The organism is Devosia sp. (genome assembly GCF_039927955.1).
Classification (GTDB): domain Bacteria; phylum Pseudomonadota; class Alphaproteobacteria; order Rhizobiales; family Devosiaceae; genus Devosia.
On record NZ_JBDSUA010000075.1, the window covers coordinates 1 to 25,273 of the forward strand.

The 25,273-nt window shown below is 60.5% G+C and carries 25 protein-coding genes, 1 tRNA gene and 2 pseudogenes; 16 read left to right on the forward strand and 12 right to left on the reverse strand.

The genetic code is table 11. The features are described 5' to 3' along the window. Both ABIT12_RS17350 and ABIT12_RS17355 read left to right on the forward strand, forming a co-directional pair. Positions 1–152, forward strand: a 152-nt coding sequence (locus tag ABIT12_RS17350; protein WP_348040570.1) for a helix-turn-helix domain-containing protein, incomplete at its 5' end; no start/stop codon positions are given. A 246-nt stretch (positions 153–398) separates the two neighbouring features. Beyond that, entirely contained in the window at positions 399–869 is a 471-nt protein-coding gene (locus ABIT12_RS17355; RefSeq protein WP_348040429.1) for a hypothetical protein, read from the forward strand. A gap of 96 nt (positions 870–965) precedes the next feature. On the opposite strand, the gene ABIT12_RS17360 is transcribed toward ABIT12_RS17355, so the two are convergent. Continuing rightward, positions 966–2,438 (reverse strand): hypothetical protein, encoded by a 1,473-nt coding sequence (locus ABIT12_RS17360; protein WP_348040431.1) that lies wholly within the window; start codon positions 2,436–2,438, stop codon positions 966–968. Positions 2,439–2,932: 494 nt separating this feature from the next. Between ABIT12_RS17360 and ABIT12_RS18365 the strand changes: the two genes are divergently transcribed. Both ABIT12_RS18365 and ABIT12_RS18370 read left to right on the forward strand, forming a co-directional pair. Beyond that, positions 2,933–3,223, forward strand: a complete 291-nt coding sequence (locus tag ABIT12_RS18365) for a ribbon-helix-helix protein, CopG family (RefSeq protein WP_407065647.1) — start codon at positions 2,933–2,935, stop codon at positions 3,221–3,223. 201 nt (positions 3,224–3,424) lie between these two features. Next, positions 3,425–3,601: pseudogene (locus tag ABIT12_RS18370) on the forward strand (hypothetical protein); the annotation flags it as partial. Between the two features lie 129 nt (positions 3,602–3,730). Here ABIT12_RS18370 and ABIT12_RS17370 read toward each other — a convergent pair. Then, a complete protein-coding gene (locus ABIT12_RS17370; RefSeq protein WP_348040435.1) occupies positions 3,731–4,060 on the reverse strand; it encodes a hypothetical protein in 330 nt (109 codons plus the stop codon). Here ABIT12_RS17370 and ABIT12_RS17375 point away from each other — a divergent pair. Together ABIT12_RS17375 and ABIT12_RS17380 are read left to right on the forward strand one after the other, a co-directional pair. Further along, positions 4,053–4,334 (forward strand): hypothetical protein, encoded by a 282-nt coding sequence (locus ABIT12_RS17375; RefSeq protein WP_348040437.1) that lies wholly within the window; start codon positions 4,053–4,055, stop codon positions 4,332–4,334. The genes ABIT12_RS17370 and ABIT12_RS17375 overlap by 8 nt on opposite strands. Before the next feature lie 32 nt (positions 4,335–4,366). Beyond that, entirely contained in the window at positions 4,367–4,999 is a 633-nt protein-coding gene (locus ABIT12_RS17380; RefSeq protein WP_348040439.1) for a hypothetical protein, read from the forward strand. 5 nt (positions 5,000–5,004) lie between these two features. Here the strand turns inward: ABIT12_RS17380 and ABIT12_RS17385 are convergent, their stop codons facing one another. After that, the gene (locus ABIT12_RS17385) at positions 5,005–5,520 is read right to left on the reverse strand and encodes a GNAT family N-acetyltransferase (protein ID WP_348040441.1); all 516 of its coding nucleotides are present in this window, start codon (positions 5,518–5,520) and stop codon (positions 5,005–5,007) included. Positions 5,521–5,523: 3 nt separating this feature from the next. Further along, a complete protein-coding gene (locus ABIT12_RS17390; protein WP_348040572.1) occupies positions 5,524–5,820 on the reverse strand; it encodes a DUF1778 domain-containing protein in 297 nt (98 codons plus the stop codon). A 157-nt stretch (positions 5,821–5,977) separates the two neighbouring features. Here ABIT12_RS17390 and ABIT12_RS17395 point away from each other — a divergent pair, with 157 nt between their 5' ends. Further along, complete coding sequence (locus ABIT12_RS17395; protein WP_348040443.1) at positions 5,978–7,210, forward strand: hypothetical protein; 1,233 nt, start codon at positions 5,978–5,980, stop codon at positions 7,208–7,210. Here the strand turns inward: ABIT12_RS17395 and ABIT12_RS17400 are convergent. From ABIT12_RS17400 to ABIT12_RS17410, 3 genes are all read right to left on the reverse strand, one after another. Beyond that, positions 7,158–7,790, reverse strand: a complete 633-nt coding sequence (locus ABIT12_RS17400) for a recombinase family protein (protein ID WP_348040445.1) — start codon at positions 7,788–7,790, stop codon at positions 7,158–7,160. The genes ABIT12_RS17395 and ABIT12_RS17400 overlap by 53 nt on opposite strands. A 125-nt stretch (positions 7,791–7,915) precedes the next feature. Further along, entirely contained in the window at positions 7,916–8,323 is a 408-nt protein-coding gene (locus ABIT12_RS17405; protein WP_348040447.1) for a hypothetical protein, read from the reverse strand. Continuing rightward, a complete protein-coding gene (locus ABIT12_RS17410) occupies positions 8,304–8,798 on the reverse strand; it encodes a Panacea domain-containing protein (RefSeq protein ID WP_348040449.1) in 495 nt (164 codons plus the stop codon). Before ABIT12_RS17410 ends, ABIT12_RS17405 begins: the two co-directional genes overlap by 20 nt. Before the next feature lie 227 nt (positions 8,799–9,025). Here ABIT12_RS17410 and ABIT12_RS17415 point away from each other — a divergent pair, with 227 nt between their 5' ends. The 4 genes and pseudogenes from ABIT12_RS17415 to ABIT12_RS17430 all read left to right on the forward strand — a co-directional run. After that, complete coding sequence (locus ABIT12_RS17415; protein ID WP_348040451.1) at positions 9,026–10,798, forward strand: site-specific DNA-methyltransferase; 1,773 nt, start codon at positions 9,026–9,028, stop codon at positions 10,796–10,798. Positions 10,799–10,894: 96 nt separating this feature from the next. Continuing rightward, positions 10,895–13,396, forward strand: a complete 2,502-nt coding sequence (locus tag ABIT12_RS17420) for a DEAD/DEAH box helicase family protein (RefSeq protein ID WP_348040453.1) — start codon at positions 10,895–10,897, stop codon at positions 13,394–13,396. Positions 13,397–13,414: 18 nt separating this feature from the next. Beyond that, the gene (locus tag ABIT12_RS17425) at positions 13,415–13,669 is read left to right on the forward strand and encodes a DUF1778 domain-containing protein (protein ID WP_348040455.1); all 255 of its coding nucleotides are present in this window, start codon (positions 13,415–13,417) and stop codon (positions 13,667–13,669) included. A 305-nt stretch (positions 13,670–13,974) separates the two neighbouring features. Then, positions 13,975–14,214 (forward strand): annotated as a pseudogene (locus ABIT12_RS17430) (DNA cytosine methyltransferase); the annotation flags it as partial. Between the two features lie 3 nt (positions 14,215–14,217). Here ABIT12_RS17430 and ABIT12_RS17435 read toward each other — a convergent pair. The 3 genes from ABIT12_RS17435 to ABIT12_RS17445 form a co-directional block, all read right to left on the reverse strand. Then, positions 14,218–14,460 (reverse strand): hypothetical protein, encoded by a 243-nt coding sequence (locus ABIT12_RS17435; RefSeq protein WP_348040582.1) that lies wholly within the window; start codon positions 14,458–14,460, stop codon positions 14,218–14,220. 163 nt (positions 14,461–14,623) lie between these two features. After that, entirely contained in the window at positions 14,624–16,453 is a 1,830-nt protein-coding gene (locus tag ABIT12_RS17440; RefSeq protein WP_348040457.1) for a site-specific integrase, read from the reverse strand. Between the two features lie 102 nt (positions 16,454–16,555). Next, positions 16,556–16,629, reverse strand: a tRNA-Gln gene (locus ABIT12_RS17445). Positions 16,630–16,997: 368 nt separating this feature from the next. Between ABIT12_RS17445 and ABIT12_RS17450 the strand changes: the two genes are divergently transcribed. Both ABIT12_RS17450 and ABIT12_RS17455 read left to right on the forward strand, forming a co-directional pair. Further along, on the forward strand, positions 16,998–18,191 hold the full coding sequence (locus ABIT12_RS17450; protein WP_348040459.1) for a Ppx/GppA phosphatase family protein: 1,194 nt from the start codon (positions 16,998–17,000) through the stop codon (positions 18,189–18,191). Continuing rightward, positions 18,184–18,924 (forward strand): RlmE family RNA methyltransferase, encoded by a 741-nt coding sequence (locus ABIT12_RS17455; RefSeq protein WP_348040461.1) that lies wholly within the window; start codon positions 18,184–18,186, stop codon positions 18,922–18,924. Before ABIT12_RS17450 ends, ABIT12_RS17455 begins: the two co-directional genes overlap by 8 nt. 103 nt (positions 18,925–19,027) lie before the next feature. Here the strand turns inward: ABIT12_RS17455 and ABIT12_RS17460 are convergent, their stop codons facing one another. Then, positions 19,028–20,398: an MFS transporter gene (locus tag ABIT12_RS17460; RefSeq protein WP_348040463.1), complete on the reverse strand. Its 1,371-nt coding sequence runs from the start codon at positions 20,396–20,398 to the stop codon at positions 19,028–19,030. 30 nt (positions 20,399–20,428) lie between these two features. After that, the gene (locus tag ABIT12_RS17465; RefSeq protein WP_348040465.1) at positions 20,429–21,883 is read right to left on the reverse strand and encodes a DHA2 family efflux MFS transporter permease subunit; all 1,455 of its coding nucleotides are present in this window, start codon (positions 21,881–21,883) and stop codon (positions 20,429–20,431) included. Positions 21,884–22,032: 149 nt separating this feature from the next. On the opposite strand from ABIT12_RS17465, the gene ABIT12_RS17470 reads away from it, so the two are divergent. The 3 genes from ABIT12_RS17470 (at position 22,033) to ABIT12_RS17480 (ending at position 25,272) form a co-directional block, all read left to right on the forward strand. Next, positions 22,033–22,647: a class I SAM-dependent methyltransferase gene (locus ABIT12_RS17470; RefSeq protein ID WP_348040470.1), complete on the forward strand. Its 615-nt coding sequence runs from the start codon at positions 22,033–22,035 to the stop codon at positions 22,645–22,647. 149 nt (positions 22,648–22,796) lie between these two features. Then, the gene (gene guaB / locus ABIT12_RS17475; protein ID WP_348040472.1) at positions 22,797–24,299 is read left to right on the forward strand and encodes an IMP dehydrogenase; all 1,503 of its coding nucleotides are present in this window, start codon (positions 22,797–22,799) and stop codon (positions 24,297–24,299) included. 535 nt (positions 24,300–24,834) lie between these two features. Continuing rightward, the gene (locus tag ABIT12_RS17480; protein ID WP_348040474.1) at positions 24,835–25,272 is read left to right on the forward strand and encodes an MAPEG family protein; all 438 of its coding nucleotides are present in this window, start codon (positions 24,835–24,837) and stop codon (positions 25,270–25,272) included. The last annotated feature ends 1 nt before the right edge of the window (position 25,273 follow it).

Here is a 25,273-nt window from a genome sequence, read left to right on the forward strand (position 1 = left end):
TCGAGGCCAAGCGTCTGTTGCAGTTCACCATTCGCCCAGTTGAAGACATCGCCTTCGAAATTGGCTTCAAGGACCCGTCCTATTTTTCCCGCTTCTTCCGCCGCCGCTGCGGCACCGCACCCAAACATTGGCGCAGCCTCCACGGCGGCTAGGCCCCAATTGGGTCAGCGCGGACTGACGCAGCCAGGTCCGCGTGACTTCTGCGAAGTCCGACCCCATCACCGGCAGGATCGAGCCGCATAACTTCGCCTGGGCGCTCGGTGAGGTTGGCGGCATCTGGCCGGCGTCTGTGCTCGACGATCCTGAGCGTGGTGCTGAGCAAGATGCCGGATTCGCATTTCCAACCATCACATCGCTATAGGCGAAAATAGGGCACTTTCGCCTGATAGGAATACACCATGCCCAAGTGTTCACTGGTGATCACGAACCCCGTCGCAAGGGCGCTGGCGAGTATACAACCGCTGCTCAGCGGCAATGAAGACCAGCGGCAATTTGTGTTGCTACATGGAACCGCGTTCGTGCCAGCCGATCTGCCGCACGGTGTTAGAAAACGCAAGATTGGAACGTGCTTTGAAAGGGCGGCGAATCTGGCGTTGGATGACGAAAAACTCGGGTTGGATTTACGCTACGCCGAAGGCTTTGCCTTCGGTCCTGGAAGCCAGTTTCCAGTGCGACATGCTTGGTTGTCACTCGACGGCAGGGCGATAGACCCGACCTGGTGGCCTCACTCACCTCGATCAACATATTTCGGGGTCGAGTTTCCAACCGTCACCGTTGCACGGGCAATGGTCGAGCGAGGTTACTACGGCCTTCTAGACCCGATTGACGATCTAGTCAGATCGGGTTTGAAAGAGCGAACTGCCGCTTAGCAGGGGGGCAAGCATCAGCGCCGCCCGGCCTCTCTGGTTTCGCGGCGCTTCTAATTTTTCTGCCATTATGCCACGGGCAATTGGTGAGTGCCGCAGTTATTCGACGCCGGGAAGATTGGGCTCGTCCATGTCCAAAGGCGGCTGGAAAAATCCCAGCAAAAGTTCGCTATCAATAGCTTCAGGGTCATCTAGAAATCGGGGATGCTCCACCATCACATCCACGATGAACCTAAGCATATCGGTTGCTAACTTCCTCTGTTCTGCAAATTGGGAACTCTCGACGCCGTCCAGTTTTTTTCCTTTGCGCTTCTGTGAAGTATCGCCGTGAACCACCTTTGATCGGAAGTCGTAGATTGCCTTAACCTGCCGCAATACTGCGTTGGGATCACTGTTAGGTCGTAGCGAAGCAAGGGCAGCCGCGCGCATCCGTATCTTATGGGAGATTGCCTCCGCGCCCTTGCCCAGTAGAACCTCCAGTCCAATGCAAGCATCGAGGATGGCATCCACGGCATCTTCGCGGGTCATGCACGCGTTGAGACGTTTCAGGGCGATTGAGATTCGGTCGTTCTCCATTGGAACGATCAAGTTATAAATGCGCTTAACTTCCAACATATCAGCCAAACTGACCGTAGACAGGCCGATTTTATAGTAGTCTGCATCAAAAGCGCTAGGGTATTTTCTTATACTTGCGCCGAAGACCTGCGGTAAATCGGCGTAAAAGGCGGTGGCCCAGCGATAGGGCAACATTACTATTTGCGCATAGCCAGTGTCGGCTCCGGTCGCTGCTCTCAAGCTTGCGAAAAAAAGATCGATTGTGCTTAGAACGGCCGGTCCTGGATATAGAAGACCGTAGTGTAGCTCGCTGATGCCACCCGGTTCAATTGACCAATTGCATGAGACTAGAGCGTGCGTCGCGGCTTCCAGCACACCATCGGTAGCCCCCGAATGAACTCCCCTATTCATAGACCTGGCGAGCTGTATTCCTTGAGGAATGCGCGCGATATAAGTCGAGTCATTTACTCGAAAATGATCGAATTCAAAGGCCGTCAGCGCAATCGGGACCATCAGCCTCAATACGTAGGTTTCATACGTGATGGCATTGAAGATCGGCAAAAGAACCGTAGCTCTCTTAGACTTCACGCGCTCACTGAGCCCGTGCAACTGGATATAGCGCTCAACCGCCCCATCGATCATTCTAGCCAGTCGGTAGCCGTTGAAGTCGCCGCTCACTTTGAACTGATGAGCGAAAGGGCTTTCGCGGACGTATGACTCAAGAGCATCATTCTGGGGCAAGTCCAACTCGTCATCGCGCTTGAAAAGAAGTGCAGCGACTATACTACTCGGGCGGAGAGTGCCGACGTAATTTAGCCGTGCAGCCTGGAAGCTTCCTTGCTTAGTGAAGTAGGGGAAACCGTTGTCTCGAAAAGCCATGGTCGGGTAATCGCTCAACGGGGATATGTAGGTGCTCTCCGCGACCTTCCTCAGAACGGTGGAATGGAGTTCATCAAAAGCCTGGATCAGGTGGGCGATGAGCGTCGCGTAATGGTCCTGAGTCACCGTGTCAGACATTTGCTCGTCCCCTTCGTCAAATGTGACTGTGAGCCAGCTCTGCACAGGGAACAAAATAGAGCAAGTGATAACGAAAGGTGCTAACGAACCCTGCTAATGAGTTTCTCTAAGTTATTGATTTTGTTGAGAAAAAGGCTTGGCTGGGGAACCTGGATTCCCATGCCTATTTCAAGAACGCCGGAATTGCTGGGCTTTTCGCCCGCTCCCATCGGCCTCATAGCCAGACTGTGGACCACATTTGTGGACCAATGCAATGGCGCTGGCGGCACATTCCACAGGGTCAAGGCGGGCCTGCTCCGCAACCCTGACCAGCTCCGCTGGCCCGCCTTGACTTGGCGCTCCAATGTCGATTTGTCCGTACGCGCCTATTGCGGTATTATAATACCACATCCATTATAGGTCTATCGATGGAGGGAGAGCCAGCCATGCCGCCGGTCCGGCGGCAACTGGCAGGGGGCAAGCCCCCGTGCACCCCCAGAAAGACGAGGTGGACAATGCCTTCATGCGACAAGCGGTTCGAGATGCGCCTTCCCCATGGGGAAAAACATACTGCCGAGGCCATGGCCCAGCGCCAGGGCATCACGGTATCGGAACTCCTGCGCCGTGCCCTGCGAGCATATGCAGGCTTGCCCGAGCCATTGGGCGAGAACGATCGAATTTCCGTTGCGGCTCTTCGGCGGCGCATCAACGCGATCGAGGGCCGCTTGGGTTTCGCTGTTGACGCAGGTACTGCCGCCGATCTCGGTCAGGCCCGCGCCGACGCCCAGGCATTGTTGGGGCGATAGGGCATGCTCATCAAGGCTACCCGCATTCGGACGGCGACGGGAGCCACGGCGCTGGCCCGGCATCTCACGCAAGGCGAAGAGAACGAGGCAATCGTCGTGGTTCGTGGCACCGTAGCGGACCTTCATGACGCCGTTGCCGACGCAAGACAGTTCAACAGGGTCTACGCCCTGCGCCATTTCGTCATCGCGCCCGAAATCGCCATGGACCGCCAGCAGTTCGAGCGGGCGGCACGGGTGCTGGGCGACGAATTCGGCTTCGATCCGGACATGGCACTGGTAGTCGAACACCAGAAGCCCCGTGCTGTCGCCGGTGTGGCAGACCGCCACTGGCATCTCGTCGTCGCGGAAACCGACGCGGCCACCGGCAAGGTCCTGTCCAGCCGCTTCAGTCATCCGCGCCATGAGAAGGTCGCGAGGCTGCTCGAACTCGAATTCGGCCATCCCATCGTCGCGGGCGCTCACGATATCGCGGTCCTGGCGGCACTGCGTGGTGAAGGCCAAGGCGATCTAGCCGACCGCCTGGTCGGCGCGCTGGGCCATGGGCCGAAGCCGGTTTCGGCCTATACCACCGAGGCCCATCAGGCAGGAAAACGCCATGGCGTCGATCTGGCGCAGGCTCGCCAGCATATCCGGGCGGCGTGGTCGGCCAGCGCCACTGGCGACGACTTCCGTGACCGCCTTGCCGGTCATGGGCTCGCACTGGCGGCAGGCGACAAGGCGGGTGTTGTCGTTATTCGCGATACGGCTACCGGCAGTGTTCTCGGTGCCGCCAACCGCTTGGCCGGCGTTCGCCGGTCCGAACTCAACATTCTTCTCGAAAGGACAGACAATGACCACCAGCAGCCCGCCGACCGCACCGAACACCGCCCAGGTGATCTTGCAGGACACGGCCATCCTCAAGCGCGACCTGACCACCATCCTGCAATTGGCGAAGGCAACCGCCCTGCCGATGGAGGGCGAGAAGGCATCGGTATTGGAAACGATGATCGGGCTGCTTCAGATGATCGTGACGGGGGTGGAGCAGAACCGGCAGGCCATCCAGGTTCTGCACCAGCGCCTGGACGAGCCGGGAATCGCCCAGACGCTGCGGCGCATGATCGACGCGGACTGACCGCCGCCATTTCCAAGGCGGCTACCGCCCTCATGGCGTTATCGAAGACTGGGATCGGCCAGTCCGAACCGGAGCGCGTACGTCAGCATCTGGCGGTACTGGAAACGCAGGCACGGGCCGGGATCGCCGCTGCGGAGGGGAAGCCGGAAACGGCAGTATCGAGCAGATTGCATGCGGCCCGTCTCTATCGCGACGGCACCCATGCCCGTCATGCGGAAATGCTCAAGGTCTATCGTGCGGCTCAGGAACGGCTTGCCGTCCATCCCGAACCCCGCCGCACCGTTGCGGACCGGCTGCTGGGTCGGCAGCCGATCAATGCCGGCATGGAGGCCATGGAGCGGAGCGTGGCCGCTGCCCGTGCCGATCTCATCGCCGCCGAGAACGCAGCCGGGGGCGCTGATGGACACCTGGCGCGGGTGGAAAGGACCGAGAAGGCCGAACGTGCCCAGCATATGGCGCAGATGGAAACGCAGCACCGAGCGGCAATGGAAATGCTGGCCGAAGTCGTCATGGCCCAGAAGCTGGTGCGGGCTTTTCCGGCTTTCGCCTATAGCGGCCCTGTGTTCACGGCGTGGGCCGCAGGCAAGGTCGAGCGAAAGCGCAGACGCGGTCTACAGAACCCTTGGGCACGCAATATTTGGGGCCTGCCGATTGACTTTGGTTGAGCCGGTCAGGCCCCTTCGCCACTGGCGGCGATTGATGCCGCGATGTCGGCGATAGACCGGAACAGCACCAGTTCGTCATCACGGGAGGGGGTGAAGCCTCTAGGGGCCCAGAAGGCAGCTGCGTCCTGATCGATGGCATTGACGACGAGCGCACGTCCGCCAATCAGGCGAGAGGCTTCGACGCAGCGCGACAGGGCGTGCTTGACGAGGCCCGTGCCGATTCCACGCCCTGCCCATGCCGTGTCCGTCGCCAACTGCCCCAGCAGCAGGCAGGGCACAGGATCGGGCGGCTGCCCCGTCCGGATGGAGCGGGGCATCGCAGCCGGTACGATGGAAGTTGGCGCAAGGCCATAGAAACCAACGACGCGCCCCGCCTCATGCACCACCATCACGGCGGTGAAGCCCTTGTTCTGATTGGACAGAGCGCGGTTTTGCAGCCAGTGGTCGAGCACCGGCTTGCCGCAGGAAAACCCCGAAACGTCGTGGTATTCGGTGAGCGGCTCTGGAAATGACAGCGCCACGGATCAGTTGCCGCCGGTTTCAGTTTCCCACGGTGCTGGCCGCCGTATGACATCGACCATCTCGGGAACAGGACGGCCCGGCTGCGCCAGGGCGTCCAGGAAAACGCTGAACCCTTCCGCACTCATCCGGATCGGCATAGCCTCCATCACGACATTTTCGGCCTCCCGCACCGCCGCATCGCGGACGAAATCGGTCCGCGACCGGCCACGCAGGCTGGCAGCGCGGTCGATCATGGCAATATCGGCTTCAGGCAGCCGCATGGATAGCGGATGGTCCTTGCGTTCGGCAACGTTCGCCATGGCGACCTCCTGTGGTTCAAGGTTCATATAGGCGCGGTGTACTGCAAAATGCAATACACGAATCATTTTGCTGGTCCCTCGCCGTCGTCCGGACGACCATCGTACGGACACGATGGATTCGCGTAATGCGGTCCACCACTTTGGACCATGCTGCTCGATGGACGACACCGACTTCCCCGACGAAATCGCCATGCCGGAATGCACGTCACCACCGGACGGCGAGGCTCCGCGTCTGAACCGGCGGCGTATCGACCCGCCGGAGCGTCGGGCACTCGATCACCCACTCGCCCTGCGCCTTGACGGTCTCGGCGCAGACCCATGGACCGCCAAGATCACGGACATGGTGGACACAGAAACAGGTGAGACGTTCCACGATATTGGCCCGCTCATCGAGCACTGGATTTTCGCGGGACCGGCCAAGCGTCGAGCAGCCGCGTTTAATGCCATATTCAGTGCCTTCCATGCCCAGGCCGACACCTCCGGATTTCGCGGATATGTCCTGCGGCTGCCATTGCGGAAAGCTCCACAGGGGAAGCTGGCCGACGCTATCAAGGCCATCACGCAGCTCTATGGCCGCGTCATGGCCAACGCCAAGCGCGACGAGTTGGCCAAGCCCGTAGCCGTTTTCGTCCATCCGCGTTGGGACAACGGTCTTGGCGTCTGGGATCTACACCTGCATTGCATCGTTGATGTCATGCCTGAGAAGGACGAGCCATTCTTTCTGCGGCTTGCTCTTAAATTCTCCACGCCAAAAAGCATTGGCAAAATCAAGAACATGGCCTCCTGGGCGAACTACTGTGCCTCATGGGTGCTGGACCATCGTGATATTGTAAAATGGCCAGATGCTGCGCTTCTTGAGTTCTGGAACCTGAAAGCCCCGCAGTTCATCCGAAGAACGGGCGATCTCGCAGCCTTCGCTGCTGCCATCAAGGGGAAGGCCATCCGCTGGGAAGATGGCCGGGTGGTGATCGAGGACAAGGTGCCCCGTCAGACGCGCCAGGATGACCAAGGACGCCCCTTGCGTAGCAGTCAGCAGGTAGCGTTCGCCATTGTGCGACTTGGAGGCCGTGAGAGGCGCTGCGCCATCCTCAGATATGATCGACCCGAGAGGGATCGTCCGGAGGAGAATTACGACGCAGGCGAACCCCCACGCGCGTGGATGTATTCTACAACGAGTACAGGCCCGATTCCATCCACACCAATCCGAAATCATACCACCCGTCAGGAGGCCCGTAGCCTCCGTCGTCGGATAGCCTTGTGGGAGACCATATGGCCGTGGGGGACACCGGGTCGCCCGCCTGGTCCGATCCGGAGGCGTCTCGCTCGGTCTGGTGTCGTCATAGCCCCCAGGCGGCAAGGGCGGCTCTCGCGGCGGCAGGGGCCGTCTTGATCCGATAGACCGTCTGGCGTGACACGCCCGCTGCCTTGGCTGCCTCGGTCGCGCCACGGCCCTTCTCCAGTTCGGCCAGAACGGTATCCATGTCGGCGCTGGTGAACCCTGGCTTGCGACCCTTGTAGGCGTCCTCGCGTTCCTTCGCCGCCGCGATACCGGACTTCTGCGCTACCTTGGTGGCTTCGGCCTGCGCCTGCGCCGTGGCAGCCATGAAGCCGATCAGGGCATCCCTGACAGCCATGGCGATAGGGTCAGTCGTGGCACCGTCGAAGGTCATCCCGTTGATGATCGTCTTCACCACCACGCCCCGGTCCATGAAGGCCCTGATGTTCTGCGTCACGTCCCGGTAGTCGCGTCCGAGCCGGTCTACCCAGCGGACGACCAGCGTGTCACCATGGCGCAGCATGTCGAACAGGCGACGGCCCTCCTGCCGATCCTTGAGGGGAACCGAGACCCCCGAGACGCCGTGGTCGGCGATAACCTCATCGATCACGTATCCCGCCTGCTCGGCCTGTGTAACCTGAATCCCGATGTTCTGTTCGGCGGTAGAGACGCGGGCGTAGAGGAAGGTCTTCATGGTGTAGGATCGTCCGTATGGATATTGTCCATAGAGTCCTGTGTCCGTAAGCCTATGTCAACCTTTACGGACGCGAATTCGTTACCCGGCTGCCGTGTCCGCGAAGGCATACCCTAGTGGACGCGCTACGGCTTTTGCCTAGCCCCCACGAAGATGCCGGTCAGTACCATGCCGACAAGACCGATCACCGTCACTGCGGTGCTGCCAACCAGGAAATCGAGTACACTGTTGGGAAGAATAAAACCGCCCCAATGCCAGCCATGGGCGAGTATAGCGAGAGCCACGAAACCGCAGTAGGCGCACATGAACAAGAAAGTCCGGAAGGCATAAGGCTCGATCAGGTCATCGAGGATTTCGGTGGTACGCACTCGACGCTCCAGCTTGTCGTGCGAGGCCTGGAGCTGCGCCTTTTCCTCGGCGACCCGACGATGCTGCTCACGCCAGTAGGCGGCGTCCTGAACTTCATCACCATCGGTGCTGAGAGGGGCGGTGTCGATATCCTCGACTGTGATTTTAATGGGCGGCTTGGGCACGACCGGCCATCGCAAGCTTGATGTAGTGGTCGCGGATATCGTGTTCGTCAAGGCGAGCATTCTGACCCTGGCCTACGTACGCGCGAGTCCAGGGCGTGTCGGCTTCATGAGTCAATCGCGACAGATCGCGTCCTGACATCTGGCCATATCGCTTCCAGACATGGTTGATCACCGCCCTTTCAGAATCCGAAATGTCCGCAGCATAGACCTTGTTGGTGCCAGCGTAGCCTAGCAACCCTCCTGCGTTGTACCCCCAATCGCGGATGTGGTTCCAAATGGATCGAAAGACAGGACCATTGTCCCACGCCTCGGGCGGCTGGTTGACGAGCGGTTGTTCATTGACCGCCAAATTCCAGCCATTGGCGATATGAACCATTTTTTGCAGCCATGTCTGGTTCGGATTTATGCCTGGATGTTCCTGTTTCCAGAGCTTGATGAACTCGTTGGCGATTGCCTGCGCCTGATGTCCTGGCATTGAAGTCACCTACTGGTCTTTGACCATAGATTCTCTCCGGTCCTCCGGATGAAGTTACTCGCTATGAGCCGAACCCACAACATGGGGACCCTGGTGCGAGAATATAAGAGCTTTTCGATTATGCAGGGATAGATGACAACTTTCCACCTCAAGAGCCTGACGATGGTTGCGCTGCACCATGGAAGTGCCTCAAATCCCAAAAAAGCAAAACAAGATTCGAGGCGGCGATGACCGAGCTGACATTCAAGGGCAAGGAATTCGTCTACAACCACCACCTCGCCGTACCCTTTCGTCCGCTGGTTCCGGATGAGAGCAAGGGCATCGGGCCGGTGGCGTTCGATGGCAACTTAATCATCCAAGGCGACAACCTCCATGCCTTGAAAGCCCTACTGCCGCTTTACGCGGGCAAGGTGGACTGCATCTTCATCGATCCGCCCTACAATACCGGCAACAAAGAGTGGGCATACCGAGACGACGTCAATTCCCCGATGATCCAAGAGTGGTTCTCGGCGAACCCCATAGCGCTGGACGACGGCCTTCGACACGACAAATGGTGCGCCATGATGTGGCCGCGCCTGCGCCTCCTGAATGAGCTTCTCTCATCGGAGGGCCTTATCTTCATATCAATCAACTCCATCGAGTATGCTCGATTGAAATTGATGTGCGATGAGATATTCGGCGACGACCGGTACATCGGCGAGTTCATTTGGAAATCACGGAACAATAAAGACAATCGAAACGAAGATGGTCTCTCGAACGATCACGAATTCGTCCTGGTGTATGGCAGTGCTCTGGACGGCGAGCTGCGGTCGGCGAACGATTATTCCAATACGGATGGGGACAATCGGGGGCCGTGGGCTAGCGCCAACATGGTTGGGCTGGCGACGAAGGACAAGCGCCCCAACCTCCACTATGATCTGATCAATCCGGCCACCCAAACGAACTACGGTTGCCCAAGGAAAGGTTGGCGCTTCGAACCCTCAACGATGGCACGGTTGATCGAGGATCGCCGAATACTGTGGCCGGACAACAAGGACGGGCGCCCCCGCAGGAAGGCCTTTCTGTCAGAACTGGATGCAAGAACCAACGTTTCATCGGTCATTGCACAAGGCTACTACACCAGCAACGGAACGAAAATCTTCGGCGAAGTTATGCCTGACGCCGACTTCGCCTTTCCGAAACCAATCGAGCTGGTGAAGTTCATTTTTTCATGCTTCGAGAGGAAGGACATCCTTGTCCTGGACTCGTTCGCTGGCTCAGGTACGACCGCCCACGCGGTTCTGTCGGCCAACAGCGACGACGGAGGCAGTCGCCGTTTCATTGCTGTCGAGATGGAAACCTACGCGGACCATCTAACGGCTGAACGCGTCCGACGCGTGATCAAGGGCTACAGCTTCAAGGGCAAGCAGACCCAGCAGCTTCTGCGTGAGAACATCACATGGTCCAAGCTGCAGAAGGGAGACGCCCTGTCCATGTCTGTTGAGGCTCTTGAAAACCTCCATAGGCATGAATTTGACCGGATCACGAAGCAGGTAAAAGGCGGGGAACTCGTCGTCGTTGGTGAGAGAGCTGTGACCGAGCGAGCAAAGGGTCTGGGCGGCAGCTTCACCTATTGCACCCTGGGCGAGCCGGTGGAGCTAGACAAGGTTCTTACGGGCGAGGCCCTGCCGCCATTCGCTGGCATTGGCGCGGCCCTATACCATATGGCGACCAACCAGGCGCTCGACCCCGCCGCCATGCGGGAGAGTGATTTCTATCTGGGCGAGGCTGATGGGCGGCATGTCTGGCTGATCTACCGGCCCGACCTCGATTGGCTCAAGACACCCGACGCCGCCATGACACTTGCCCGCGCCAAGACCTTCGCGGCCAGCGATCCGGAGAAGCGTCATCTGGTGTTCGCCCCGGCCCGTTATGTGTCGCAGAAGATGCTGGCCGAACAAAACTTGCCAGTGGAATTCGTGCCATTGCCCTTCGCGCTCTACCGCATCGACCGGAGCTGATGCATGTTCCGTCAGCTCGATTATCAGGACCGCGTTCTCGAAACTCTTGACGGCTACCTCGACCTGCTCAAGGACAAGAAGGGCAAAGCCGATAAGGTGGCGGCGCTGGCCGCTGCCGACCCAGACCTCGGCCTTGCCGTGCCCGACTTCACCCGGCAGGCATGGGAGGCAATGAAGGGGGCAGGCAAGCTGCCGCCATCCCGCGCTGCCATCCCGTTTTCCGAGCGCACGGATGGCTGCGGTCGGCCCGTGCCGAATGCGGTGCTGAAAGTTCCCACAGGCGGCGGCAAGACCTGGCTGGCCGTTTCCGCAGTGTCGCGGATCATGGGGCGTTATCTCGACCGCAATACCGGATTCGTGCTCTGGATCGTGCCGAACGAGGCGATCTATGCCCAGACCCTGAAACACCTAAAGGATCGCCAGCACCCTTATCGGCAGGCACTCGACCGTTCGGCAGCGGGTAAGGTGCAGATCATGGAAAAGGGCGATCGGATTGACGCCCGCGATGTGGACGCCCAGCTTTGCGTCATGCTGCTGATGCTGCAATCGGCAGGTCGCGAGAACAAGGAAACCCTCAAGATATTCCGGGATCGGGGCGACGTGCACGGCTTCTTTCCTCCGGAAGGCGAGCAGCAGGCACACCAGGCAGCCATCAAGAAAACGCCCAACCTAGACGCCTATCAGGGTATGTTCCCGATGGTGAAAGATTCCCTAGGCAACGCGCTGCGCCTTATCCGGCCTGTCGTGGTGATGGACGAGGGTCACCGTGCTGTCTCCGAGCTCGCCTATTCGACCCTTTACGGCTTCAATCCCTGTTTCGTTCTAGAATTGTCGGCAACCCCAGTGGATGTGCAACCCAAGGGCGGCAAGAACCCGAAGGAAGGGCGATATGCCAACGTGCTGACCGAGGTGACGGGCCGCGAGTTAGACCGCGAGGGCATGATCAAGATGCCGCTCAACCTTGACCCCAAGCAGGGCACCGACTGGAAGGTGACGCTTAACGCCGCTCTCAACCAACTTCGCGCAATCGACGCCGATGCGGTGCAGCTTCGCGCCGACACCGACCGCTATATTCGCCCGATCATGCTGATTCAGGTGGAGCGCACCGGCAGGGACCAGCGAGACGCCGGCCATATCCATGCCAACGATGTGAGGGACTGGCTGCTGACCGCAGGGTTCGATGAGGCCGAAATCGCCATCAAGACCGCCGAGCAGAACGACCTCTCCGATCCGGAGAACCAGGACCTGCTTTCGCCGCTCAACCGCGTTCGCGCCATCATCACCAAAAGCGCCTTACAGGAAGGTTGGGACTGCCCCTTCGCCTATGTCCTGTGCTCGCTTGCGGCCAGCTCCAACCTCAACGCCATGACCCAGCTTGTCGGGCGCATCCTACGCCAGCCGGGGGCGCTCAAGACCGGGATTCCATCGCTGGATGAGTGCCACGTCATTACCCACCACGCTGGCACCGCAGACGTGGTCAACGCCATCAAGGGAGGTCTTGAACGCGACGGGCTGGGCGACCTGGTGATCGAGGTGGCACAGGGCGATGCCGGGGGCACCGGCAAGGTGGCTCGCTCGCTGCCGCGCCGTAACGATTTCGCTACGACCGAAATTTACCTGCCGCGCGTGATGATTGCCCAAGGCGGCGACGTGCGGGACCTCGATTATGAAACCGATGTCCTGGCCGGAATTGACTGGCGGGGGTTCGACCCCAAGGCCATCGCCGCCCGCGTCCCCGAAAACGCCCAGGCTGCCGAAAGCCAGTTGCAGCGCATCAGCCTTTCCGACAATGGCGACGACCTCATCGTCGGTGAGACAGTGGCGGTCAATCCGGAGCTGCTGGCGTTCGACCCCGCCTATGCGGTGCGGATGATATCCGACTTCGTGCCGAACCCCTTCGTCGGACGCGAGATCGTCGGGGCGCTGCTTGCCGCGCTGCGGCTGCGGGGCTTCGATGACGGCAAGCTAGGGAGCCTGTCCGGCCTGATCGTGGAAGAATTACGAAAGGGCCTGGACACCGAGCGCACCGCCCGCGCCGAAGCCCTGTTCAAGGCCGGGGTCGCGGCTGGCCGCATACAGTTCCGGCTCCGGATCGATGGCCGAAACTGGCAGATGCCGTTCACGGTGGAGACAACCGAACCGGTCAATGCCCGGCAGCTTGTCGGCAGGACAGGTGGGCCGCTCGAAAAGAGCCTGTTCGCCCCGGTCTATGAGAACGACCTCAACGGCGACGAGCAGGACGTGGCCGTCTATCTTGACGGTGAGAAGGTTCTCACGTGGTGGCATCGCAACGTGGCTCGCACCCAATACGGTATCCAAGGGTGGCGCCGGGCGCGAATTTATCCCGACTTCATCTTCGCCGTTCGCCATGAGGGCGAGGCGGCCAACATCACCGTGCTCGAAACCAAGGGCGACCAACTCGACAATCTCGACACAGCATACAAGCGTGACGTGCTGTCATTTCTGTCAGGCCACTTCGCATGGGACGGCACCGCCCCAATGGGCGAGCTGGAACTGGTCAGGAACGGCGGCGAGACAGTCAACGCCACACTAATCCTGATGAGCGACGTGCAGGCCAAGCTGCCCGATTATCTGTAACCGTTCGGAGGAATTGCCATGCCACGCCCACCCGCCATGGGGATATTGCAGAAGGCGCTTCGCAAGGCCGCCGAGGAAACCGGCAACCAGGAATTCGCCCGCCAGGCCGATGCAATCGAGGCCCGCATCGCCGCCGCGCCTGCCGATGATCGCACGGTTTTACAGCCGATGGACCATGTGGCAGTGACAGAGGCGCTGGACAATCCACCCCAGGCCAATGAACGCCTAAAAGCGGCATTCGTGCGCCATGGGAAGACTATCATTTCCGGCTGAAGTCATTCGGTCCCCTGACCGCTGCGCGTTAACCCTACTTGCCAGACAAGATTGCCGGATTGCTTCGCCCGTCGCCCACTGGTTGCCCAACAACTGGACCGATTCGCGCAGTGACCAGAGGCAGCTACTACAATGAAAATGACCCGTTCACGGCAGCGTGGCTCGAAGAACTTATCGCAGACGGAGCCATCCCCCCTGGAAGGGTTGATCAACGGAGCATTGCCGAGGTCGAACCCGCCGACCTCGATGGCTTCACCCAATGCCATTTCTTCTGTGGTATTGCCGGATGGCCGCTTGCACTCCGGATGGCAGGGTGGCCCGAAGACCGACAAGTCTGGACCGGCTCACCCCCTTGCCAACCCTATAGCGTCGCAGGACGACGAAAAGGGGACGCCGATCCCAGAAACCTCTGGCCCGAGTTCCGACGCCTCATCGAGGCACGACGCCCTACAGTCATCTTTGGAGAACAGTCTGCGAACGCGCCTGGTTGGCTTGTCACCGTTCGAGACGACCTGGGTGGCATGGGCTACGCCGTGGGGGCAATGCCGCTACAAGCCACGCTCGTCGGTGCCGACCACCGACGAGAACGCTTTTATTTTGTTGCCGACGCCGACCGCTTCGATGGCGACCGGGGCCGATCTGATCCAGTCGATGTTCGCATCAAGCGACCACAGGCGGCCACCATATCCGGAGGCGAGGGAGCAGGCAGCGAGCATTTCCGTGCAGGCGAGCGGATGGAAACCGACCTTGGCACCATCGCGATTGGACCCCACATGGACCTTGTGGCGCATGGGTTTCCCGGCAGCGTGGCACTCCTGCGGGGAGCGGGCAACGCGATCGTGCCCCCCCTCGCTGCGGAATTCATTTCGGCCTACGTCGAAGCTCGTCAGCATCCCAATGCTTGAGCTGGCGTGGTGGTGGATCAACAAGCAGAGTGGACAGAAGCCCTAGTAGCTAGACGACAGTTTTCTTTTCCTTTGGCTTCCCTTGCCGGACCCGGCGTGGTGGTGGGGCGTTCTCCGGCCCTGGCGTTGGAAAATGAAGGCCGTAGTCCAACCGGTCGATAGTTTCCTTCAATAGGGCGACAAGCGCAGGTTTGGCATATCGCCGAAGCTCGCTGCGCCGTTCGCCGCTTTCGTGACCGGTTATTTCCTCGATAAAGGGGACGTATGACTGAGCGTTCTTCAGCTCGGTGGAGACCGTATGTCGGAAGGAATGGAAGACGACCTCAGGCCGGTAAATGCCGAGGTCCATTCGCAGTGGCGTGAACCATTTCCCAAAGCGCGAACCGAACTTTCCGGTCTTTAGGTTCGGTTTGAGGTCAGGAAACAACCAGGCATCGGGTGCACGATTTTCAACGAGCTCGGCGACGAAGCCCCATTCGATCAGGTGCTTGTGAACGGGCACATATCGAGACGAACCGGGCGTCTTATAACGTTCTTTGGCCTTGCGGAGGTTGATGATCCAGATCCCATCCACCTTTTCGAAGTCCTGGATTTTCAGGGCACAGATTTCCTCGCGCCTCATGCCCGTGTAAGCCCCTAACAATGGCACCCAATAGCACCAGTCGCGCATAATGAACTTCCCAGGAAATTTTCGTCGTCCCCACGACTGACACCCTTGCCATACCGGGCTAGCAAACAAGACCTTGATTTCCTCAAGGGTGAATTGGTCGCGTTCCTCCTGGATATCTTCCGTTGCCTTGCTGACGTTGATGTGGAGCCCCTCAAACGGATTAGGCACAGTGGTAGGTAGGTACTTGAGCGTCTGGAAGGTTATCCAGGTGGTCTTGAGCGTCGATATGTGGCGGTTCACCGTCTTGGTGTCGATCCGGATGATCTCTTCCTCGTCAAGCGCGTCGGCGGCATTGGTTGCGGCAACAATATCGGCGACCGACATACCTTGCCATGTCTTGTCTCGATGATACCGAACGGGAAGTTGTGCTACCGTCTTTCGGAAAGCGACAGCCTTTTGGGGCGTCACCTCTGCCAGGTCAGAATCGCCATGCACCCGTATCCAGAGCTTGAGGGTACTGTTGATGTGATCGACCTTGTCCTTCTTCCATTTCTTCGCGGTCATGTTGTCGTCCATGGCCGCAAGCCAAGCCTGCTCGAAGGTGTAGCCGGTCATCACGATGAGCGGAGGCGAGGGTGTTTCAAGCGCTGGCGCAGCTTGAACTGCGGACCATCCGGCATCGTCGTCCGAAGTGCCTACCTCACCTAAGTCAGGAAACAGGTGCGGATAGACGGTATCCCGCAGGTGCTTGGCGGCGCGTTCCCCACTTGATGCGAGGACACCAAGGATGGCGCGGCCAAGAAGGTGCTCGTCCATCGTTGTCAGGGAGTGGCCGAAACCGGCTTTAACCCGCTCGATCTCTCCGCGAACGCCGGAGGTATCGTTGCGGGCCAAGGCGGCCTGATGGTCATAGGCCATGGTTTCCAGAACCAGCGCATCGGCGTCTGGTGGCGGATAGCCATGATGGTCGAACATGGCGCCCGATTGGGCCATCCGGACTTCATCGGCCCAGTCAATCTGCCTTGCGAAGCGTTCCATGGCTTCGTCAATCTGACCCTTAGTTAGCGTAATATCGTCGGCCACCCAGTCCAAAATCCCCTGCAGTCGCAGCCACACCAGCCGAGCCCTACGCCCGGCGATTTTATAGTCCGAAGTTTCGAGAGAGCGGACGACTTCATACCGTCCGACCCGGTTACGGAGCTTGTCTGGGATTCTCTTACGAAAGTGGTAGCAGACGCCCTTGAGGCGCAGATTCTGCGTATAGTTCATTATCCATCCCGGTTGGCAGTGGACCAACGCGGTGGACCAAGGGCGATCACCGCGACGTAGCGGAGGCCAAAGGGTAGAAAATTCCGTGGCTTATCTTGAAGTTGGCTGGGGAACCTGGATTCGAACCAAGATTGACGGAGTCAGAGTCCGTAGTTCTACCGTTGAACTATTCCCCAAAGTGCGCCCGGGGGCACCTGGTCAGCGTCGGTGCAAGGGCAATGCCCTCGTTGGCGAAGAAGTGGTTCGCCGTTCGCTTCGGCCCGGCTTGTAGCACATTCTTGTGGTCGATCAAGACCCAGCTTGCGCCTGTGGGCAAACATTGTTGCTGCCACATCCGCAGGCCGCGGCTCAATCGGAACGGCGCCAATTGCCGACTGCTTCAGATGCTGACAGGCCGGGCCCGTGAGGCCCTTGCAGCCCCGCGCCGTCACACAGTCGTTGCGCATCCGGCCCGCTTGCTCTACCGTTTGTCTCAACGCAATAGAACTGCGAAGGGCGCGCGCCGGAGATCTCGGCGGCTGTGACCGCGCAGATAGGAGACTTCGTGACCGATGAAGATCGGTCCGCAGCCGCACCATCGCCTTCGGGCGAGGCGGCGACCCGCAGTCAGGGTGGCGACGGCCACGCTGGCTCAGGGGCAGGGGAGGCACAGCTTCATTCCGGCCCGACGGATCAGCGGACCCACAACGCCCAAAATCCATCCCGCAGGCATCGAGGCCCGGTTTATGCGGCGCTGGATCTGGGCACCAACAATTGCCGCCTGTTGATCGCGCGCCCGCATGAGCATGGCTTTCGCGTGCTGGATGGGTTTACCCGCATCGTCCGGCTGGGCGAGGGCGTGTCAACGTCTGGTCGCCTGGGGGAGGCCGCCATGGAACGCACTATGGAAGCGCTGCGCCAGTGCCGCAACAAGCTCAAGGAACACCAGCCCGCCCATGCGCGGCTGATCGCCACCGAAGCCTGCCGCACCGCCGAGAATGGGCCGAGCTTTCTCGCCCGCGTCAAGGAAGAGCTGGGGCTCGATCTCGAAATCATCGATCGCCGTACCGAGGCGGCCCTTGCCGTCACCGGCTGTGCCGATCTGATCGACGAGACCGCCCAGGGTGCGCTGATGTTTGACATTGGCGGCGGCTCGTCAGAGCTGGCCTGGCTGGATTTTCGCGGCGGCCGGCCGAAAAGCCAGGGCCGCATGCCCGCCGCTATCCGCTCGTGGCAATCGCTGCCGGTGGGGGTAGTGTCGATCGCTGAAAAATTCGGCGGCATCGATGTGACGCCCGCCACCTTCGAGGCCATGGTCAGCTTTGTCTCCGAACATCTGCGCCAGTTCCGTGGTCGCGAAAAGCTGCGCCAGATGATCGCCACCCATCCGGTCCACCTGATCGGCACCTCCGGTACGGTCACGACCCTGGCTGGCCTGCATCTCGGGCTTGAGCGCTATGAGCGCCAGAAGGTCGACGGGCTGTGGATGAACAAGCTGCAGGTCGACGAGACGATGAAGGCGCTGCTTTCCATGCCGTTCGACCGGCGCGTCAGCCACCCCTGTATCGGCCGCGACCGCGCCGATCTGGTCCTGCCCGGCTGTGCCATTTTCGAGGCGATCCGCCGCGAATGGCCCACCGATCGCGTTCGCGTTGCCGATCGTGGCCTGCGCGAAGGTATTTTGATTTCACTGATGGACGCGGATCGGGCCTACAATCGCCCCGCCCGGTCTTACCCACGGAGCCGCACCAATGGTTGATAAAGCGCTCGGCACCGGCGGACGCAAGTCCGACAAGGACCTCAAGATCCGCGTCAAATCGGCCAAGGGCCGCAAGGTCAGTTCGACCATCTGGCTCGAACGCCAGTTGAACGACCCCTATGTGGCCCGCGCCCGCGCCGAAGGCCTGCGCTCGCGCGCCGCGTTCAAGATTCGCGAGATGGACGAAAAGCACAAGCTGTTCCGCAAGGGCATGCGCGTCGTCGATCTGGGCGCTGCCCCCGGCGGCTGGAGCCAGATCGCGGCGACAGCCACTGGCTCCACCGATGCCAATCCGCTGATCGTGGGCATTGATTATCTGGAAATGGACAAGATCCCCGGCGTCATCCTGCTGCAAAAGGATTTCACCGACGAGGACGCGCCAGCCCAGCTGATCGCTGCCATGGGCGGCAAGAAGGCCGATCTGGTGATGTCCGACATGGCCTGGCCCACCACCGGCCACCGCCCGACCGACCATTTGCGCATCGTCCACCTGATCGAAATCGCCGCCGCCTTTGCGCTCGACGTGCTGGCCCCCAACGGCGCTTTCGTCGCCAAGGTGTTCCAGGGCGGCACCGAGCATCAGCTGCTGGCCATGCTGAAGCGCCATTTCCGCACCACCTTCCATGCCAAGCCGCCCTCAAGCCGCGCCGACAGCGCCGAAGCCTACCTGATCGCCAAGGGCTTCAAGGGCAAGAATGAAACGGTTCCGGGCGAAGAGGAATATGACCGCTAGGTTTCGTACCAATCAACGATCATAACGCTGAACCTGCCCAACACTCGATTGTCACCCCGGCATGCGCCGGGGTGACACCGCGTTTTTGGGTGAAAAAGCGTGTTCAATGCGCCTGCAATTGATGCCCGGCGTTTTTCGGCAGCCGCAAAAACAGCACCGTTGAAATCAGGCACATCCCGGACAGGATGTAGAAGGCCAAGTGGAAATCTTCGAGGGCCAGGCCGCCACCGCGCACCGCGTTGCTCGCTTCAAGAATGCCACCGCCCAGCGCCACGCCCAAGGCAATCGAGAGCTGGGTGGACACCTGGCTCATCACATTGGCCTGTCCGGCATCCTTGTCGTCGATATCGGCGAACACGAAGGCGTTGCTGCCGGTCCAGAAGATCGACTGCCAGAACCCGACAAACACCAGCACGCACACGATCAGCGCCACGGCCGTCTGCGGCGTATACAGCCCCATAGCGAGCAGCCCGCAGGCGGAAATGCCGGTGGACAGCGCCAGTGCGGTGCGAAAGCCCATGCGCTTGAACACGCCATTGGCCAAAAACTTGGCGATGATCGCGCCAACCGCGCCGGCAAAGGTAATCATGCCCGACTGGAACGGGGTATAGCCAAAGCTCAGCTGCAGCATCAGCGGAAACAGGAACGGGATCGCCCCTTGCCCGAGCCGGAAGAACGTCCCGGCCACCACGGCGCTGCGAAAGAACGGAAAGCGCAGCAGTCGCAGATCAAACAGCGGAAATTCGGTGGACAGCGCATGGCGGGCATAAAGGAACGCCAGGGCAATCCCCATTATGGTCGCCATAACGCCGATCAACGGAGGCAGGGCCGGCAGGCTGATCACCGAGGTTCCGAACGCGAACAGCGCAAACGCCGGCCCGGCAAGGGCAAAACCCTTGAAGTCGATCCGGCGCGGCGCATTGCGCATGGTCTCCGGCAGGAACCGGCTGACCAGCGCCACGCCCAGCACCCCGATTGGCACGTTGATCAGGAAAATCCAGTGCCAGCTTAAATAGGTGGTCAGGAAACCACCAAACGGGGGCCCGACAATCGGCCCGATCAGTCCGGGAATGGTCAACCAGGCCATGGCATTGACCAGGTCATGCCGGGGCGTCGAGCGCACCAGCACCAGCCGCGCCACTGGCGTCATCAGCGCCCCGCCCATGCCCTGCAGAAACCGCGCGCCGACAAAGGCGAACAGCGAGTTGGAAAACGCACAGGCAATCGAGCCAAGTACGAACACGATCATCGCCACGCGAAACACATTGCGTGCGCCGAAGCGGTCCGCCATCCAGCTGCTGATCGGGATGAAGATCGCCAGTGCCACCAGATAGGCCGTCAGCGCCAGTTTCAACGAAATCGGATCGGTGCCGATGTCACGGGCGATCGCGGCCAGCGAAGTGGCGATCACCGTGGAGTCCATGTTTTCCATGAACAGGGCGGTGGCAAGAATGAGGGGGGTAATACGCGACACTATGATAGCCGGGCGGAACAGGCCGCGCGGTCACTCCTTTGCAATAACGATTGGCCGATGGCCCGAAACATCCGCACCGGCATTGGCCGGCAACCAAAGATACAGCAGGCCACCGACCGCGCTCAACCCGCCGACCACAAAGAATGCCGTCTGAAAATCGATCAGCGACAGCGTGCCGCCATGCATATTGCTGCTCAGCTCCAGAATGGCGCCGGCCACGGCCACGCCCGAGGCGATGCTGAGCTGCTGGCTCACCGCAACGATCGCCGTGGCCTGGCTGGCCTCTTCATTGTCGATATCGGCATAGCCCAGCGCATTGGAACCGGTGAAGAAAAACGAGCGCAATACGCCGCCGACCAGCAGCACCAGCATCAACAGGAATTGCGGGCTATCCGCATGAAACAGGCCTTGCGTCGCAATCAGCACCCCGCCCATGAAGCCACAAATCACCAGCACCGGCTTGAACCCGAACCGCGCAAACATCCGCTCGGTCAAAAACTTCGACAGGATGGCGCCAACCGCGCTGATAAAGGTGATCAGGCCTGATTGAAACGGCGACAGGCCAAACCCCAGCTGCAGCATCAGCGGCAGCAGGAACGGCACGGCACCAACGCCGATGCGAAACCATGAACCGCCCAGAATCGCCGAGCGAAACAGCCGATGCCGGAACAGCGTCGGATCGAGCAGCGGAAACTTGGTGCGCTTCGCGTGCCACAGGTAAAGGATCGCCGCCACCACGCCGACCGAGATGGTCAGATAGCCATAAACGATCGGCAGCGCCGGCAGGCTGACTACCGACAGGCCGAAGATAATCCCGGCAAACGCCACACTCAGCAGCGCAAAGCCGACGAAATCGATCGGTCGCGGATTGCGTGCATCCACCACATCCAGAAACCGCGTCGCCAGCACAATGCCCGCCGCGCCAATCGGGATATTGACCCAGAAAATCCAGTGCCAGCTCAGATAGGTGGTCAAAAACCCGCCGACCACCGGCCCGGTGATCGGTCCGATCAGCGCCGGGATGGTCAACCACGCCATTGCCGAAACCAATTCGTTCCGCGGCGTCGATCGCACCAGCAGCAAGCGCCCCACCGGCGTCATCATCGAGGCGCCAACGCCCTGGAAAAACCGTGAAATAACAAAGGATTCCAGCGAAAACGAAAACGAGCACGCCAGCGAGCCGAGCATGAACACAAAGATCGCCAGCCGGAAGATGTTCTTGGCGCCAAACCGGTCGGCCATCCAGCCGCTGATCGGGATGAAAATCGCCAGCGCCACGAAATACGAGGTCAGCGCCAGCTTCAACGCCACCGGCTCCGAGCCGATATCGGTCGCAATCGCTGGCAGCGATGTGGCAATCACCGTCGAGTCCATCTGTTCCATGAACAGGGCAACGGCCAATATGAGTGGGGTGACGCGGATCACGAGGTCTGCCGGGAGGACTAAAGGAATGCGCTGGCGCGCCAGCGCTTTATGAACCCTCATCCAGCCGCTGAATAGATAGCATACGAACAATTTTTCCGGACGGAACGTTCTTCGGCTGTCGATGCGCCAGCCAATCACATAAGGCCGGCAGGGATAGCCGAGCCTTTTCCCCTCCGATGCGATAGCCTCGCGGCGAATGGGATGAAGCAATGACCGACGACAAGGCCGCGCACTGGGAAAATGTCTACAACAACAAGGGGGACCAGGAGGTCAGTTGGTTCGAAGACAGCCCGCACCTGTCGCTGCGCCTGATCAACCAGGCGGGGGCAACGTCCGACGACGCCGTTGTTGATGTTGGCGGCGGCGCATCGCGCCTGGTTGATGCCCTGGTTGCCAACGGGCAGGCGCACATCACTGTTCTGGATCTTTCGGCCGCCGCGCTGGATCGCGCCAGGTCGCGACTGTCCGGGGCCAGGCAGGTCGATTGGGTCGTTTCTGATATCACCACATGGTCGCCGCCCAGGCAGTTCAATATCTGGCATGATCGGGCGGCATTTCACTTTCTGACCACCCCCGCCGACCAGCAGGCCTATAGTGCCGTTCTTCGGGCGGCGCTACCGCCCGGTGGCGTCGCCATTATCGGCACCTTCGCTCTCGATGGCCCGGAAAAGTGCAGCGGTCTGCCTGTTGCGCGCTATGACGCGCCGTCCTTGTCGGCGGTGCTGGGGGAGGATTTCTCACTGCTTTCAAGCCTGCTTCACCAACACTCAACACCGTGGGGCGCCATCCAGCGGTTCCATTTTGCCACCTTTCGCCGGCGCTAGCCGACATCCGCGCCATGCGTTCGGCCCCCTATGCAAAGGACCGGGGCGGTGCTATTGACCCACGCCAACCTGAACCCGGCGAGTCATCGTTCACCCGGTTCAAACTCCAACATTTCTGATCGATATCAGAAGGCAGGAAGGGTCTGGCCTTGGCGAAAATCATTACCACCATCACCGGCGATACGGCGCTGACCTTTGACGACGTGCTGCTGCAGCCGGCGCGCTCCGATGTGCTGCCCGGCGAGACCGATATCGGCACCTATGTCACCAAGGACATCGCGCTAAACCTGCCGATCCTGTCCTCGGCGATGGATACCGTCACCGAAAGTGCCATGGCCATTGCCATGGCCCAGGCCGGCGGCATGGGCGTCATCCACAAGAACCTCACCGCGACCGAGCAGGCCGAACAGGTTCGCGCCGTGAAGTCATTCGAAAGCGGCATGGTGGTCAACCCGATCACCATTGGCCCCGATGCCACGCTGGCCGATGCTCTGTCGCTGATGCAGGTCAATCGCATTTCCGGTATTCCAGTTGTCGAGAACGGCGGCACCGGCGGCCGCATGATCGGCAAGCTGGTCGGCATTCTCACCAACCGCGACGTGCGCTTTGCCTCCCATCCTGCCCAGCGCATCGCCGAACTGATGACCCACGAGGGTCTGATCACCGTCCGCGACGGTGTCTCCAAGGATGAAGCCAAGGTGCTGCTGCACAAGCACCGCATCGAAAAGCTGCTGGTCGTCGACAATGACTATCGCTGCGTCGGCCTGATCACCGTCAAGGACATCGAAAAGGCCCAGCTCAATCCCAACGCCGTCAAGGACGATCAGGGCCGCCTGCGCGTCGCTGCCGCTTCCACCGTCGGCGATCAGGGCTTCGAGCGTTCGCTGGCGCTGATCGATGCCGGCGTTGACCTCTTGGTCATCGATACGGCGCACGGCCATTCGGTGCGCGTCGCCGAAGCCGTTGAACGCATCAAGCGCGAAAGCAATTCCACCCGCATCGTTGCCGGCAATGTCGCCACCGCCGAGGCCGTCAAGGCGCTCATCGATGCTGGCGCCGACTCGATCAAGGTCGGCATCGGCCCGGGCTCGATCTGCACGACGCGCATTGTCGCTGGTGTCGGCGTTCCCCAGCTTGCCGCCGTCATGGCCTGTGCCGAAGAAGGCGCCAAACAGGGCATTCCGGTCATCGCCGATGGCGGCATCAAGTTCTCCGGCGATATGGCCAAGGCCCTCGCCGGTGGCGCTGCCTGCGTCATGGTCGGCTCGCTGCTGGCCGGCACAGATGAAAGCCCCGGCGAAGTTTATCTCTACCAGGGCCGCTCCTATAAATCGTATCGCGGCATGGGCTCCGTTGGCGCCATGGGCTCAGGCTCGGCCGATCGCTATTTCCAGCAAGACGTGCGCGACCAGATGAAACTGGTTCCGGAGGGCATTGAAGGCCAGGTACCCTATAAGGGCTCGGCCGGCGCCGTACTCCACCAGCTTGCCGGTGGCCTGCGCGCCTCGATGGGCTATACCGGCGCCCACAACCTGCAGGACTTCCGCGACAATTCCGTCTTCGTCAAAATCTCCGGCGCCGCCCTCAGCGAAAGCCACGTCCACGACGTCTCCATCACCCGCGAAGCCCCCAACTATCGCGGCGGGCGCTAGACTCGGTCTGTCCCTCGCCCCTTGAGGGAGAGGGACAGAAATTCTGCGTTCAGCAGAATTTCAGGGTGAGGGGTTCACTCCGCTGGTAACCAGATCGCGAAAGTACCGCCACCCTCACCCCTTGGGCACCCTCTCCCCACAGCGGGTGCCACCGATCTGTCCCCTTTGTCCATCTTCTCCCCGCCTGCAAAACCTCCGGCATAATCCATCCATTCCCAGGCAAGACTGCGCGCTCGCGACGAACGGACGGCTTGGGAACGACCGGCGGAGATTGGGGTCGCCTGATCTCGGCGGGAGGAAAGTCGGCGCGTGGGTCTGCGATAATGGCCCACACGAACCGGACCCGTCCAAAATCCCGGTGCGTGCGGGGAGGCGTGCCTCGTTTTCTAAACTACCCATGAGGCAAGCCTCGCCGCATGCTCTGCAGTCCAGCCAACCGCCCGGTGATCCCGCGCGGCAAATTTGCATGCCCATCGGAACCGATTCCGTTACAAGCCCTTAGCCTCAGACCCCCAATCTCTCCCGGAGCTTGATCGTGACGCTCACCGCCAAGCTGCTCATTCTCGCTATCGCCGCCCAGGTCCTGCTGACCGTCGTCGTGCTCGTGCTCATGGGCCTTCAGCGTGTGCCGATGGTGATGAGCGGGGAGATTGCGATCAAGGACATCGCCGTCGACCGCGATGCCTACCCCCTCAAGGCCAAACTGCTGTCCAACAATTTCGACAATCAGTTCCAGCTCCCGGTATTGTTCTACGTCGGCGCGCTGCTCAGCCTTGTTGCTGGCGGTACCGGCTGGGTCGAAATCGTCCTCGCCTGGCTGTTTGTCCTCCTGCGTTATGTCCATGCGGCGATTCATATTTCCACCAATCGGGTGCATCGGCGCTTCGCCGCCTACACCGCCGGGCTTGCGGTTCTGGGCCTGCTGTGGCTATGGCTGGTCCTGCGTCTCGTCTTTTTTGCCCCGAGTATCTGAT

Excerpts from the sequence above, each read along its gene's own strand:
- ABIT12_RS17355 (WP_348040429.1), top strand. The coding sequence starts at position 399 with ATGCCCAAGTGTTCACTGGTGATCACGAACCCCGTCGCAAGGGCGCTG.
- ABIT12_RS17360 (WP_348040431.1), bottom strand. The coding sequence starts at position 2,438 with ATGTCTGACACGGTGACTCAGGACCATTACGCGACGCTCATCGCCCAC.
- ABIT12_RS18365 (WP_407065647.1), top strand. The coding sequence starts at position 2,933 with ATGCCTTCATGCGACAAGCGGTTCGAGATGCGCCTTCCCCATGGGGAA.
- ABIT12_RS17375 (WP_348040437.1), top strand. The coding sequence starts at position 4,053 with ATGACCACCAGCAGCCCGCCGACCGCACCGAACACCGCCCAGGTGATC.
- ABIT12_RS17380 (WP_348040439.1), top strand. The coding sequence starts at position 4,367 with ATGGCGTTATCGAAGACTGGGATCGGCCAGTCCGAACCGGAGCGCGTA.
- ABIT12_RS17390 (WP_348040572.1), bottom strand. The coding sequence starts at position 5,820 with ATGGCGAACGTTGCCGAACGCAAGGACCATCCGCTATCCATGCGGCTG.
- ABIT12_RS17395 (WP_348040443.1), top strand. The coding sequence starts at position 5,978 with ATGGACGACACCGACTTCCCCGACGAAATCGCCATGCCGGAATGCACG.
- ABIT12_RS17400 (WP_348040445.1), bottom strand. The coding sequence starts at position 7,790 with ATGAAGACCTTCCTCTACGCCCGCGTCTCTACCGCCGAACAGAACATC.
- ABIT12_RS17410 (WP_348040449.1), bottom strand. The coding sequence starts at position 8,798 with ATGCCAGGACATCAGGCGCAGGCAATCGCCAACGAGTTCATCAAGCTC.
- ABIT12_RS17415 (WP_348040451.1), top strand. The coding sequence starts at position 9,026 with ATGACCGAGCTGACATTCAAGGGCAAGGAATTCGTCTACAACCACCAC.
- ABIT12_RS17425 (WP_348040455.1), top strand. The coding sequence starts at position 13,415 with ATGCCACGCCCACCCGCCATGGGGATATTGCAGAAGGCGCTTCGCAAG.
- ABIT12_RS17435 (WP_348040582.1), bottom strand. The coding sequence starts at position 14,460 with ATGCGCCACAAGGTCCATGTGGGGTCCAATCGCGATGGTGCCAAGGTC.
- ABIT12_RS17440 (WP_348040457.1), bottom strand. The coding sequence starts at position 16,453 with ATGAACTATACGCAGAATCTGCGCCTCAAGGGCGTCTGCTACCACTTT.
- ABIT12_RS17455 (WP_348040461.1), top strand. The coding sequence starts at position 18,184 with ATGGTTGATAAAGCGCTCGGCACCGGCGGACGCAAGTCCGACAAGGAC.
- ABIT12_RS17465 (WP_348040465.1), bottom strand. The coding sequence starts at position 21,883 with ATGAGGGTTCATAAAGCGCTGGCGCGCCAGCGCATTCCTTTAGTCCTC.
- ABIT12_RS17470 (WP_348040470.1), top strand. The coding sequence starts at position 22,033 with ATGACCGACGACAAGGCCGCGCACTGGGAAAATGTCTACAACAACAAG.